This is a genomic window from Mangrovibacter phragmitis (genome assembly GCF_001655675.1).
GTDB lineage: Bacteria > Pseudomonadota > Gammaproteobacteria > Enterobacterales > Enterobacteriaceae > Mangrovibacter > Mangrovibacter phragmitis.
The window spans coordinates 29,807-41,990 of record NZ_LYRP01000047.1 but is presented as its reverse complement, the minus strand read 5'-3'; the positions used below and the strand labels follow the sequence as shown (position 1 = coordinate 41,990).

Below are 12,184 nucleotides of genomic sequence, written 5' to 3'. Positions count from 1 at the left end.
TGCTAAAAATACCAAAAATGACGAATGAAAAATCCTAAAAATAGCCATCATGATAATTATTTATCCACTAACCGTTACTTTTCTGATTCTTTATCTTTATGAAATTTAAGAAGTTATCTTTTCCCCATTTGAGTTACTTTTTCTCGCCATTACTGAAACCATTCAGCCTGCATTAAATGTGATTGAGATCATAAATAAGTGTGACCTGTTTCATAATAATTCCACAAATAAAAACCACGTCACATTTTTTTTAAAACACTGTTTTATAATTTATGCAGATTTCATGGATTGGGTGATTTTTTCAGTGAGACTGCGTTTGCCAGAGCAAAAGCAGGTGGCTCAGAGGTAATTAAATGAGTATTGATATCCTGGTAATTACAGGCTATTTCGTCCTGATGGTCGTAATAAGCCTCGCTTTCAAAAAAATGGCCAGCCAGTCGGCCAGTGACTATTTCCGAGGTGGTGGCCGCATGCTGTGGTGGATGGTCGGGGCGACAGCCTTTATGACTCAGTTCTCCGCCTGGACCTTTACCGGTGCTGCTGGTAAAGCATTTACAGATGGCTTTGCTGTTACCTTCGTATTCTTCGGTAATATTTTGGGTTACATGGCTTCCTGGTGGTGGTTCAGCCAGCGTTTCCGCCAGATGCGTGTTGATACACCAACAGAAGGTGTTCGTGCTCGTTTTGGCAAGGGTAATGAACAGTTCTTCACCTGGGCGATTATCCCCCTGAGTATATTGAATGGTGGTGTGTGGCTGAATGGCCTGGCTATTTTTGTCGGCGCGGTATTTGGCTACGACATGGCAACCACTATTTGGGTTACCGGGATCTCTGTACTGCTTATTTCTATGCTCAGTGGCGCCTGGGGGGTGGTGGCCAGTGACTTTGTTCAGACACTGGTTGTCGCAGTGATTTCGGTAGCCTGCGCAATTGTTGCACTGGTGGCTGTTGGTGGCCCGACCAACATGCTTGAGCAATTCCCTGGCGACTTCATGATGGGCCCGGATATGAACTACGGCCTGTTGCTGGTGGGCTCATTTATCTTCTTCCTGGTGAAACAGATGCAAAGTATCAACAACATGCAGGACTCTTATCGCTTTCTGAACGCGAAAGATTCCGGCAACGCCCGCAAAGCCGCTTTGTTGGCAATGGGGCTGATGGTGGTGGGTACTATTATTTGGTTTATCCCGCCCTGGGCGGCGGCTGTTCTGTTACCGGATGCCGCAGCGTCTCATTCTGAACTTGGCAACAAAGCGTCCGACGCCGTGTACCTGGTGTTTGCAGAGAAAATGATGCCAGCAGGAACCGTCGGCTTGCTGGTAGCAGGTCTGTTTGCCGCCACGATGTCTTCCATGGATTCTGCTCTGTGCCGTAACTCGGGTATCTTTGTGCGCAGCTTCTGGTCGCCAATTGTATGCCGTAACAAAGTGCGGTCAGAAAAACAATTGCTGCGTACCAGTCAGATTGTCACCGTGGTCAATGGCATCCTGGTCATTCTGATTGCGCAGTTGTTTGCCCAACTTAAAGGTCTGAGTCTGTTCGAACTGATGATGCGAGTGGCCACATTGTTGCAATCGCCGATTCTGGTTCCACTGTTCTTCGGTATGTTTATTCGTAAAACGCCGCGCTGGGCGGCATGGTCAACGGTCTGCTTCGGTATGGTGGTGTCCTGGCTGGTAATGAATGTCTTTACTGCTCAGTGGTGTGCTGACTTGTTTGGTATCACACTGACCGCGCGTGAGCGTTCGGAACTGACCACTACACTGACAGTTGCGGCGCACCTGGTGTTAACTGGCGGCTTCTTTGCCTTGACGGCACTGTTCTATAAAGAGTCTTCCTTGACACAAGAAGAGAAAGAAAACGTCGATACCTTCTTTAAAAACGTGGATACGCCAGTTGTGGCTGCAGAAGGTCAGGACGAATTTGACCGCCTGCAACGCAGCAAACTGGGCCGTATCACTCTGATGATGGGAACCGGGCTGTTGTTGATGGTTTTATTGCCCAACCCACTGTGGGGCCGAATGTTATTCCTGGGTTGTGCGTTAGCTGTATTGCTGGTGGGTTACTTACTCAAACGCAGCGGCGAAGTACAACAACCTGTGGAACAACTGAAAAAACAACTTTCATAATATTATCAAGTTATTAAACTTGCAGGCCAGTCACTAAAGACTGGCCATTTTCATTACAGAAGGGCCAGGAAAAAACTGCATTAAAGCCTGAAAACCAGGCGTACTGGCTCGAGCAACTATACTTATACGCAAACTTCACATTTCTGCTATGGAGTCTGCATGGAGATACTTCAACGAACAAACTACCTGAATTTGCTGACGTCCTTGCCTTTTTGGACCGATGTGGCATTAGTGATAGTGATAACGCTGGTGACCTATTTTCTGGTTAATCGCCTGATAAAGTTTATTCACCACCGGGTTGATGCCTGGTCGCAAAACACGTCCCACAATACGCAGTTTCACTTCATTTTTTTTGAAGTTTTACATAAAACCAAAAAATTACTGATTCTGTTTGCCGCATTCCTCTTCAGCCTGCAATTCGTTGCCTTGCCTGATACGCTGCACAGTACAATCTCCCATGCCTGGTTTCTGGTCCTGGCATTGCAGATTGCGATTTGGTTTGACCAGGGGATCCAGTCATGGATGAAAAAGTTGCTTTTTGCTCCTGGCACCTCCCGTAACCCGGTCACACTGGTCATTTTGGGGCTGATATTACGGGCGCTGGTCTGGTCAATCATGCTGCTCTCTATCCTTGCCAATGCGGGGGTAGACATTACCGCACTGGTTGCCAGCCTGGGGGTTGGCGGTATCGCAATTGCTCTGGCGGTACAAACAGTATTGAGTGATGTGTTTGCGTCACTGGCGATTGGGTTTGATAAGCCCTTTGAGATTGGCGATTTCATTGTGTTCAACAATGTCGCGGGCAGTATTGAACATATCGGTTTGAAAACCACGCGGATACGCAGCCTGAGTGGTGAACAAATTGTTTGTGCCAACGCAATACTGTTGCAGCAGATAATTCATAACTACAAGCGCATGAATACCCGGCGAATTGTCTTTACCTTTGGTGTTTCTTACTCCACCACCGCAGCACAATTACGCAAAATCGGCCCACTGCTTAAAGAGGTTATTGAACAGGTTGGCGGGACGAAATTTGACCGTGGGCATTTTCTGTCGTTTGACCAGGACCGGCTGACTTTTGAAGTGGTGCATATTGTCGATACTGCTGACTACAACAAATATATGGATATTCAGCAGGAGATTAATATTCGCCTGATTGAGCGGTTGAATGAAATCAATGTCAGCCTGGCTGTCCCTTGCCGGGTGATTATCCCTCAGGATAATCAGGACCGTGCTGCAGCCTAGTCCGGCGGAATATGGCAAATAAAACAGTCCACATCCAGGTGGTTGATAAAGGCCATGGAGCGTGAGGTCAGTACACCAAACAACCGGTTATGGTGGCCAATAATCACCAGGTCAACCTCCTGTTTGCGGATAAATGTTGCCAGAGCCCTGACCTTGTCTAACGAGATAATCACCCGGGTAGTTACCGGGTAAGGGCTACTGGCTGCCAGGTGGTTAAGTAATGCTTTGATTTCAATAACCTGGTTTGAGCCTGCATCGTTCATCATGCTGTCGGAAATATAATTCATGGCCCGGTAATCAATCATAATATGCGCCAGGGTTATCCGGGCATCCTGGTGAACCATTTGGTTTGCCCGGTGTAACAGCAGTGGACCATCCTGTTCATCGTTAACCAGCACCAAAATATGTTGATAGTGTTTCATATCACCCTCCCGTGCTCTCCCTCTGATGCTAACTATAGCCAGTGCTTTCAGGTTATCGCTGTGCGCTAAAGCGCATTTCTGTTTGTTGCATCAATGTTGTGCAAAAGGAGGTTTTGTGATGCTTTTGGTGAAACGAAAGTAACAATATGGTGCATATGCGATTTTATGGTTTCACCTGGTGCAGCCAATAAAACGGTTCAACACCCACTCTGCACGCGAAAGGTGGTAAAAAGCCTGGTTCCACCATACCTGGCCTGGTTTATGCATTTTACTTTGGTACTCAACGGATCAGGATGCTTACCATGTCAGAAACTAACCAAAAAGAATTGATCTATGGGCTTGAGGAGCGCATTTCTCCCTGGGCCGCACTCCTGACGGCAGTTCAGCATGTGCTGGCCAGTGTGGTGGGAATAATCACACCACCACTGATTATTGGTTCAGTTCTGGGGCTGAATGCTTACCTGCCATATCTCATCAGTATGTCATTGCTGGCATCAGGCATTGGCACTTTTCTTCAGGCTAAACGTGTGTGGGGAGTGGGTGCCGGTATGATTAGCCTGCAGGGCACCAGTTTTGCTTTCCTTGGGGTGATTCTGTCCGGAGGCTTTTTAGTTAAAAGCCAGGGCGGTAGTTCTGAAGATGTGCTGGCGATGATCTTTGGCGTTAACTTCGTCGCAGCATTTATCCCATTACTGGTCAGCCGTTTTTTTGATTCACTGCGCCGGGTTCTGACACCGTTGGTGACCGGCACCGTCATTGCACTGATTGGTATCAGCCTGATTAAAGTCAGTATTACTGACTGGGGCGGCGGGCATGGTGTCGCTAATTTTGGTTCGCCTGCCAATTTGGGGCTGGGTGCACTGACTTTACTGGTTATTATCGCGTTGAACCGTTCTCGTAGCCGGGTTTTGCGCTTGTCAGCTATTGTAATTGGGATTGCGGTGGGTTGTACCGCTGCTGCGGTAACCGGGCATCTGGCCATCCAGCCTTTGCCAGCACAGTGGTTCGCTTTACCTCAGCCATTCCGCTTTGGTTTTCATTTTAGCTGGGCTATTTTCATCCCTATTGCGCTGGTTTCATTTATTTCCATTCTCGAAGCCGTAGGTGACCTGACGGCGAATTGCATGATCTCACAACAGCCAATTGAAGGAGAATCGTTCCGTAAACGCCTGAAAGGCGGGATTATGGCTGACGGCGTAAGCTGTATGGTTGCTGCAATGTTCTCGTCTTTCCCTAACACCACGTTTGCGCAAAATAACGGGGTTATCCAAATGACCGGTGTCGCCAGTCGTTATGTTGGCATGTATATCGGCGTGATTTTATTACTGTTAGGGCTGTTCCCGGTTGTTGGTGGGTTACTGCAACAAATCCCGGCTCCGGTTTTAGGTGGCGCGACACTGGTGATGTTTGGCAGTGTAGTGGCGGCAGGTATTCGGATCATGACGCAAAACCCGTTAGGCCGCAGAGAAATGCTGATCATTGCCATTTCGTTTGGTATTGGTCTGGGTATTGAGGCGGTGCCCGAAGTTCTCGGACAGTTTCCGAAAATTATTGGCAATATCTTTGGTCATGCTGTTACCAGCGGTGGGATTGCAGCAATGGTACTTAACCTGTTAATGCCACATGATGAACCACAAATAGTGAAAGCTGGTGCGGCAACCTCTGCGCGCTGATTAACGCGCTGAATGTTCCCGTCTCCTGAGCATTTAGAGCGTATCTTGCTGAATGGCGCAGCATTAACCTGCGCCATGTTCTTTTTCAGATACAGCCTGATTACCGTTAATAGGGTCCGGGCGGTAAAGTTTACGGTACCACGCAAGGCGCTGGGCAAAAAAATCCTGATATTCGGGCGGAATATCATGAGTCAGTGTTGCAGGATTGCCCTGCTTATTCAGGTACTCCAGGAAAGCCTGGGTTGATGCCATGAAGTCGATTGCTTTATCAACATGAACAATATGTTGGCCGGGTTTGCGTGGCATAGTCAGTTCCTTGTTTTAAAAATTTATTGGGGACTGCCAGTAAAGCGTAGCAAAGCAATTTATCTTTGGAGGCGACAGATTTCTCATAAGTCAGGACAGAACGCTAAAATTGCTGCTTACGTAGGGGGTTTCCATGATTATCTTTCAGTACCTCCGGGTTGCTGCTCCAGTCTCCGGGCTGCGTCTTACCCCATTCTGATGATTATCAGTTTTATCTATTGTCGGTTGTGATTATTTCCTGTCATTCTGTGTGGGTATTCTTTTTTGTGCGGTTTATCACATACAGGAGCAGGATATGGCTGTTTCAGCACGTAACCAGTTAGCCGGTGTTGTCTCTTTGGTCGCCGATGGCGCGGTAAACGATGAAGTTGAACTGACCCTTGCAAGCGGCGCTAAACTTGTCGCGGTTGTCACTCATACCAGTAAAACGGCAATGGGGTTGGCCGTGGGCAAAAGTGTGGTCGCGTTAGTTAAAGCCCCCTGGGTTATTCTGGCATCTGAAGACAGCGGGCTAATTTTTTCAGCTCGTAATCAGTTTGCTGGCGTGGTGGAGTCCGTGCAAAAAGGCGCAGTGAATACCACCGTTCATGTTAAGACTGATGCCGGTTTTACCCTGATTTCCGTTATCACTAATGAAGGTACTGATGAGATGGGATTAGTGGCTGGGAGCCGGGTTATTGCTCTGGTCAAGGCCTCCAGTGTGGTACTGGCTGTTAAAGCTTAACCGCCTGTTTGTGCCCACCGCCTGGCTGAAACCGGTAAGCATGTCTGCTTTTGATGACGTGGTTACCGGTTTTTTCTAATTCATATACAAAAAGAAGGAAACGTTGTTCCCTCTTTTACGCTATGCAGGTATGTGGCATACCCTGTTAATCACTGAACTGCGCTATTAACCTTATTTCAGGTTATTGGGGAAATCTTTCGGCAGTTCGCTGGCTGCACAGGCGATGACGCTTTCATTATTTTCACCACAGTCACGGATAAAGGTAATGGTCGCGAATTCATCAATGACTTCGGTAGGATAAGCCGGGCCTGCAGCGCGGTAAGCTTCCATTTCCGGGATATGGTCATTCTGGAAACAAATAGTTTTTTCCGGGTTATTGATTATCCAGCGCGGGAAGAAGATGGTGCCATGGAACAGACGATCCGCCAGGTTAACAATCAGGCTGACATCGGTACCAGTTGGTTCGGTCCATGAGATCTTATAAATGCTTTCCCCCACACGGGCGATAAAGACACGTTGATCTTTCACCCAGCGGTTACCGACGATCCCACTGTGAATACGGTAATCCATAGTGCGATCATTTTTAACGTAAATTTCGTAATTCCAGCCATTATCGTAAGTATAAACCAGGTGTTTTCCTACCAGACCTTGCAAATCGTGTTTATCAAAGGTGCTCATTTTGTCTCTCCTCTGTGGAATGAATACAGCTTACATCTTCATTTTTTGAATGAATAACGCTAATTTTGCATTAAATTGAGTTAAAAATTGGATGGGTTATGCACAAAACAACACTTGAACAGTGGGGGTTGCTGGACCAGGTGGTACGGCTGGGCAGTTTTGCGAAAGCCGCGGAAGCAACCAGCCGTAGTCAGTCTTCAGTCAGTTATAATTTGGGGTTACTGCAAAGCCGCCTCGGGGTGGAGTTATTGCGTCAGGTGGGGCGCCGGGCAGAGCTGACGCCTGCCGGGCAGGTACTGTTAACTCAGGTGAGGCCGCTGCTGAGTGCTTTTGATTATGTGGAGGCGCGCGCTCAGTCAATGCGTAGTGGTATCAGGAGCCGGTTAGACCTGGTGGTAGACAGCATTTTTCCCCGCGCACTGCTGTTTTCAGTATTACGCCAGTTCCAGCAACGCCATCCTTATACCCAGGTTAACCTCACCGAAGTGCTGGAAAACCATGTGGATATCAACACAGATGCTGATGTCATGATCCTTTCCCGCCGCCAGGATATAACCGGTCGTGGTGAGTGGCTGATGAATATTGATTTTGTCGCGGTTGCTCACCGCGACCACCCATTACACCAGGTCACTCCTTTCCCCGGGGAGGACGCGTTGTCACGTTACCCTCAGGTACGCATCGCAGAACTCGACGGCGCTCAGGATACACACCAGATTTCAGCAACTGAATTTTGGACATTTTCCACCTTTGAAGCAGCCATCGAAGCTGTATTGTACCAGGTAGGTTATGGCTGGCTGCCACAAGAGCGCATCGCCGGGCACCTTGCTGCCGGTATCCTGAAAATATTGCCATTGCCTCATGGTGTAAAACGCGCCACCCCTTTGCATTTGATCGTGAAAAAGGATCTCACACCGCCGGATCAAGTCGTACAGACATTAACCGCCTTGTTCAAACAGGCAACTTCCGGCCCGGAGTGTTAAAAGCCGTATAGTTTGTCTGTTCATCGGTAATTCATTCGTTATATAATTTTTTACATAACGAATTGAGGGGACATGATGAAACACGCCACTATTACAGGCTGGATGGCAGCCTTGTTTTTTTGCTGCCTGACATTTACTGCACAGGCTTCGCGCACAGTAACGGATCAGTTAGGCAGGCAGGTGACAATTCCTGACCAGGTGGACCGGGTTGTGGTGCTGCAACACCAAACACTGAATTTGCTGGTACAAATGCATGCCGGGAACAAAATTGTTGGTGTGTTGGCAAACTGGAAACAGCAATTAGGTGAAAATTATTTGCGCCTGGCCCCCTTTTTGGCAAACACACCGGGGCTTGGTGATCTCACACATGTGGATACCGAAAAACTGGTAGCGCTTCACCCGCAAGTGGTGTTTGTGACGAATTACGCTCCAGCAGCAATGATAGACAGCATTACACAACTGGGGATTCCGGTAGTTGCTATTTCGCTGCGTCATGACGCGACACCTACAGACGCCTCCAGGTTGAACCCAACCCTTGCCAATGATGAACAGGCGTATGACCAGGGGTTGCGTGAAGGCATTACCCTGATTGGCGAGATAGTTAATCACCAGGCGGATGCCCGCGCACTGAATGAGGCGGCATTTGCATACCGCAAAGAAGTGGCTTCCCGGCTGAAAGACATCCCGGCAAGCGAAAAAGTACGGGCTTATATGGCAAACCCGGATTTAACCACTTATGGCTCAGGAAAATACACCGGGCTGATGATGTCCCGCGCTGGTGCTGTGAATGTCGCTGCCAGTACAGTAAAAGGCTATAAGCAGGTTTCCATGGAGCAGGTGATTAACTGGGATCCTCAGGTTATCTTTGTCCAGGCGCGTTACCCACAGGTGGTGTCTGACATCACTCACTCACCTCAGTGGCAGGTGATTGATGCTGTGAAGCACCACCGGGTTTACTTAATGCCGGAGTATGCCAAAGCCTGGGGGTACCCGATGCCGGAAGCTGTAGGGCTGGGCGAGTTATGGATGGCGAAAAAGCTTTACCCGCAACGCTTTAGCGATATTGATATCAACAAAGAGGTTAATCGTTGGTATCTGCGGTTTTATGGTACTCATTACCAGGGTGAACACTAACATGAAAGCACTTGTTGCCGGGAGTTTACGGGCTGTCTGGCAGCCGTTAATGGCTGCATTTTATGAGCTGAGTGGTGAGCGTGTGGATACTGGGTTTGGCCCGGCAGGCCTTCTGCGAATGCGCATTGAACAAGGTGAATCTTGTGACTTATTTGCATCAGCAAACCTTGATCACCCGCTCTCACTGTTTATGGCTGGCAGAGCGCACCAGGTGATGCCCTTTGCCACCAACCGTTTATGCCTGACAGTAAAAACAGACTGCCTGATACCTGGTGACACCTGGCTTTCCGTGCTCTCCCGGCCTGAACTGCGCCTGGGGACATCCACCCCGGTCAGCGATCCTTCCGGTGACTACACCTGGCAACTATTCCGCCAGATCGAATGGCGTTATCCCGGTCAGGGAATGGCTATTCAACAACGTGCGCAATGCCTGGTTGGCGGGAGTGAAACACTGTCTGTTCCTCCAGGAGAAACAGCTGCAGGCTGGCTGATAAACCAGGGGCGCGTTGATATGTTTATCGGTTATGCCAGCTATGCCGCCAGACTGCGTCGTGTCACCGGGCTGACAGTTCTGGATATTCCTGAAGATATGGGTGTACAGGCGCAATATACGCTGGCGCTACTGGATATGCAGGCGGAATGTTTGGCTGTGTTTCTGGGCTCGCCTTTGGCACAAAAAATTCTGATTGCCGCGGGGTTTGGGCCGGGTGGCGATGAAATTTTCGCGAACTTACCGGCGGCGGTTGGGTGCCGGTGACGGTGGTGGGCTGCCAACAGCAATACCTGATTTACCATTGTGCTTAATGGAGTACATAGCTTCGTCTGCACGTAAAACCGCATCGGCAAATGATTCATGACTGCCAACATCAACCAAACCAACTGAAGCGCCAATGGTGGCCTCGCCGTTATCCAGCTCAAATGGCACCATTGAGACATCCAGAATTTGCCTGGCAAGATGCAGCGTTTCAGGCTGGCTTACGCTCCAGGGAAGAATCAGCAAAAACTCATCTCCACCCAGCCGACCGGCAACACAATCTGATGGGCATATCTCGCTAATGCGCCGGGCGAGTTGTACCAGCAGATTATCACCACTGCGGTGCCCCAGAGTATCGTTGACGGTTTTGAAATTATCCAGGTCGATAAATGCGATGGAAAAGACTGACTGTTTCTGTAGCTTCTTATAGTGGTTGGTCAGTGCGTGGCGGTTTGCCAGCCCGGTGAGCGGATCGTGGTTTGCAAGACGGGCAAGTTGTTGTTCATACTGTTTTTCTTTTGTCATATCAATATGTGTGCCCGTCACTTTCAATGGCCGCCCTTCGTCATCCCACTGTGTGACTCTGCCTCTGTCCAGCACCCAGGTAACAGATCCATTTTTGGCTTTCATGCGGTGTAATGCTTCATAGAACGGAGTTTTGCCTTCAATATGGTTATAAAAGGCAGCCAGCACAAAATCACGGTCATCCGGGTGCAGGTGATCGCGCCAGACCTCAAAATGTGCATTTAGCTCTTTTGGCTGAAACCCCAGCATGGCTCCCCAACGGCGGTTAAAAATAACCAGTTTTCCGGAGGGAATATCCAGTTGCCATAAACATAACCCTGTGCCATCCAGCGCCGCACTTAATTTATCTCTGGCATCGTGGGCAATACGCTTTAATCTGGCATTATGTTTTTTGAGATTTTGTATTTGTTGCTTTAATGTTTCTTCCGACATAAGTCAGCTATCTCAGATGCGCAGTTTAATTCTGTGTCTTGAGACAAATCTCAAACAGAACATAATTTACTCGAAATACATATTACTAAGATATCAACCATTCGAACCAGACAGGTAACATAATTTATGTGTCCTGCTATGGTTTCATAGCCAGTAAGTAATAAAACTGCATGAGAGAATAAGATGGATCGTCTGGACTGTGATCGTATGTTTGTAATGGTGCTGGAGCTTGGTAGTTTTGCCCGGGCAGCGCAACGCCTGAATACCAGCCATGGTCAGGCATCCCGGTTGATTTCACGGCTGGAGAAAGAACTGGGGATCCAGTTATTTAAGCGTTCCACACGCTCTCTGGCACCCACGGATGTGGGGCTGGCTTATTACGAGCGCGTGAAAGTGCTGATTGATGCCTTTGAAGCACTGGATGCAGATGTACGCCATACGGCCCGTGACCCTTCCGGTAAGTTGAGGATTTCTGCACCGGTTACTTTTGGCACGCGCCAACTGACGCCTGTGATGGTAAATTTTGCCCGTGAATATCCCAATATTGAACTGGATGTCAGTTTTTCAGACCGGAGGGTGAATATTGTTGAAGAAGGGTTTGATATGGCGTTGCGTATCGGTAACCTGGAAGACAGCAGTCTGATAGCCCGCAAACTGTGCGATATACATATCACGACGGTTGCATCACCCACTTATCTTGCCAGCGCCGGTACACCTGAACACTGGCGGTCACTGGCAGATTTCGATTGTATTGTTGACTCGAACTTTCGCGACCCAAATCACTGGCATTTTCATGAAGGTGGTCAGCTCATTCCTTTTCCCGTAAAAGGACGGTTACGTTTTTCAAATGCCGAAGCCTGCCTGAGTGCAGTGGTGGCGGGTTTAGGTATCGCCAGGTTACCTACTTTTGTCGCCGGTGATGCTATCCACCGCGGAGAAGTTGTAAAGCTGCTCGCTCAGTGGGATACACCGCCACTGGGTTTGTATGCCATTTATCCACCATCGCGCCATCTTGCCCATAAATCCCGGACGTTTATTGATTATCTGGTCACTGCTTTCGCTGCGCAGTCCTGGTTTGATTAGTGCAGAAACGGAAATAAATAATCTCACTTTGCCCGGATAATCATTTAATCAGAAATAACGTAGTCTTGCCTTATCGACAATATATGTTCTGCTGATAAA

Annotated in this window: 12 protein-coding genes; 8 read left to right on the top strand and 4 right to left on the bottom strand. The window is 48.6% G+C overall.

Going from position 1 to position 12,184, the window contains the following annotated elements; genetic code table 11:
• Positions 1 to 353: 353 nt before the first annotated feature.
• Together A9B99_RS19130 and A9B99_RS19125 are read left to right on the top strand one after the other, a co-directional pair.
• On the top strand, positions 354 to 2,129 hold the full coding sequence (locus A9B99_RS19130) for a sodium:solute symporter family protein (RefSeq protein ID WP_064600362.1): 1,776 nt from the start codon (positions 354 to 356) through the stop codon (positions 2,127 to 2,129).
• 159 nt (positions 2,130 to 2,288) lie between these two features.
• Positions 2,289 to 3,374 carry a mechanosensitive ion channel family protein gene (locus A9B99_RS19125; protein ID WP_064600360.1) on the top strand — a complete coding sequence of 362 codons (1,086 nt, stop codon included), beginning with the start codon at positions 2,289 to 2,291 and terminating at the stop codon, positions 3,372 to 3,374.
• Here A9B99_RS19125 and A9B99_RS19120 read toward each other — a convergent pair.
• On the bottom strand, positions 3,371 to 3,796 hold the full coding sequence (locus tag A9B99_RS19120) for a universal stress protein (RefSeq protein WP_064600358.1): 426 nt from the start codon (positions 3,794 to 3,796) through the stop codon (positions 3,371 to 3,373). The two genes, A9B99_RS19125 and A9B99_RS19120, sit on opposite strands and share 4 nt — an antisense overlap.
• 302 nt (positions 3,797 to 4,098) lie before the next feature.
• On the opposite strand from A9B99_RS19120, the gene A9B99_RS19115 reads away from it, so the two are divergent.
• Positions 4,099 to 5,469, top strand: a complete 1,371-nt coding sequence (locus tag A9B99_RS19115; RefSeq protein ID WP_064600356.1) for a uracil-xanthine permease family protein — start codon at positions 4,099 to 4,101, stop codon at positions 5,467 to 5,469.
• 63 nt (positions 5,470 to 5,532) lie between these two features.
• Here A9B99_RS19115 and A9B99_RS19110 read toward each other — a convergent pair whose 3' ends face one another.
• Positions 5,533 to 5,775, bottom strand: a complete 243-nt coding sequence (locus tag A9B99_RS19110) for a hypothetical protein (protein WP_064600354.1) — start codon at positions 5,773 to 5,775, stop codon at positions 5,533 to 5,535.
• Between the two features lie 295 nt (positions 5,776 to 6,070).
• On the opposite strand from A9B99_RS19110, the gene A9B99_RS19105 reads away from it, so the two are divergent.
• Complete coding sequence (locus A9B99_RS19105) at positions 6,071 to 6,499, top strand: TOBE domain-containing protein (RefSeq protein WP_064600352.1); 429 nt, start codon at positions 6,071 to 6,073, stop codon at positions 6,497 to 6,499.
• 171 nt (positions 6,500 to 6,670) lie between these two features.
• Here A9B99_RS19105 and A9B99_RS19100 read toward each other — a convergent pair whose 3' ends face one another.
• The gene (locus A9B99_RS19100) at positions 6,671 to 7,177 is read right to left on the bottom strand and encodes a phenolic acid decarboxylase (RefSeq protein WP_036105768.1); all 507 of its coding nucleotides are present in this window, start codon (positions 7,175 to 7,177) and stop codon (positions 6,671 to 6,673) included.
• Positions 7,178 to 7,275: 98 nt separating this feature from the next.
• On the opposite strand from A9B99_RS19100, the gene A9B99_RS19095 reads away from it, so the two are divergent.
• The 3 genes from A9B99_RS19095 to A9B99_RS19085 all read left to right on the top strand — a co-directional run bounded on the left by A9B99_RS19095 (position 7,276) and on the right by A9B99_RS19085 (position 10,048).
• The gene (locus A9B99_RS19095) at positions 7,276 to 8,157 is read left to right on the top strand and encodes a LysR family transcriptional regulator (protein WP_064600350.1); all 882 of its coding nucleotides are present in this window, start codon (positions 7,276 to 7,278) and stop codon (positions 8,155 to 8,157) included.
• Positions 8,158 to 8,232: 75 nt separating this feature from the next.
• Positions 8,233 to 9,291 (top strand): ABC transporter substrate-binding protein, encoded by a 1,059-nt coding sequence (locus A9B99_RS19090; RefSeq protein ID WP_405027779.1) that lies wholly within the window; start codon positions 8,233 to 8,235, stop codon positions 9,289 to 9,291.
• A gap of 1 nt (position 9,292) precedes the next feature.
• Positions 9,293 to 10,048, top strand: coding sequence for a substrate-binding domain-containing protein (locus A9B99_RS19085; RefSeq protein ID WP_064600348.1), 756 nt, complete (start codon positions 9,293 to 9,295; stop codon positions 10,046 to 10,048).
• Here the strand turns inward: A9B99_RS19085 and A9B99_RS19080 are convergent.
• On the bottom strand, positions 10,022 to 11,002 hold the full coding sequence (locus tag A9B99_RS19080; RefSeq protein ID WP_064600346.1) for a GGDEF domain-containing protein: 981 nt from the start codon (positions 11,000 to 11,002) through the stop codon (positions 10,022 to 10,024). The genes A9B99_RS19085 and A9B99_RS19080 overlap by 27 nt on opposite strands.
• A gap of 183 nt (positions 11,003 to 11,185) precedes the next feature.
• Between A9B99_RS19080 and A9B99_RS19075 the strand changes: the two genes are divergently transcribed.
• Positions 11,186 to 12,085 carry a LysR family transcriptional regulator gene (locus A9B99_RS19075; RefSeq protein ID WP_064600344.1) on the top strand — a complete coding sequence of 300 codons (900 nt, stop codon included), beginning with the start codon at positions 11,186 to 11,188 and terminating at the stop codon, positions 12,083 to 12,085.
• The last annotated feature ends 99 nt before the right edge of the window (positions 12,086 to 12,184 follow it).

What these genes read in the sequence shown, in the direction of transcription:
- A9B99_RS19125 (WP_064600360.1), top strand. Translation starts at nt 2,289, where the DNA reads ATGGAGATACTTCAACGAACAAACTACCTGAATTTGCTGACGTCCTTG.
- A9B99_RS19085 (WP_064600348.1), top strand. Translation starts at nt 9,293, where the DNA reads ATGAAAGCACTTGTTGCCGGGAGTTTACGGGCTGTCTGGCAGCCGTTA.
- A9B99_RS19075 (WP_064600344.1), top strand. Translation starts at nt 11,186, where the DNA reads ATGGATCGTCTGGACTGTGATCGTATGTTTGTAATGGTGCTGGAGCTT.
- A9B99_RS19105 (WP_064600352.1), top strand. Translation starts at nt 6,071, where the DNA reads ATGGCTGTTTCAGCACGTAACCAGTTAGCCGGTGTTGTCTCTTTGGTC.
- A9B99_RS19115 (WP_064600356.1), top strand. Translation starts at nt 4,099, where the DNA reads ATGTCAGAAACTAACCAAAAAGAATTGATCTATGGGCTTGAGGAGCGC.
- A9B99_RS19110 (WP_064600354.1), bottom strand. Translation starts at nt 5,775, where the DNA reads ATGCCACGCAAACCCGGCCAACATATTGTTCATGTTGATAAAGCAATC.
- A9B99_RS19080 (WP_064600346.1), bottom strand. Translation starts at nt 11,002, where the DNA reads ATGTCGGAAGAAACATTAAAGCAACAAATACAAAATCTCAAAAAACAT.
- A9B99_RS19130 (WP_064600362.1), top strand. Translation starts at nt 354, where the DNA reads ATGAGTATTGATATCCTGGTAATTACAGGCTATTTCGTCCTGATGGTC.
- A9B99_RS19120 (WP_064600358.1), bottom strand. Translation starts at nt 3,796, where the DNA reads ATGAAACACTATCAACATATTTTGGTGCTGGTTAACGATGAACAGGAT.
- A9B99_RS19100 (WP_036105768.1), bottom strand. Translation starts at nt 7,177, where the DNA reads ATGAGCACCTTTGATAAACACGATTTGCAAGGTCTGGTAGGAAAACAC.
- A9B99_RS19090 (WP_405027779.1), top strand. Translation starts at nt 8,233, where the DNA reads ATGAAACACGCCACTATTACAGGCTGGATGGCAGCCTTGTTTTTTTGC.
- A9B99_RS19095 (WP_064600350.1), top strand. Translation starts at nt 7,276, where the DNA reads ATGCACAAAACAACACTTGAACAGTGGGGGTTGCTGGACCAGGTGGTA.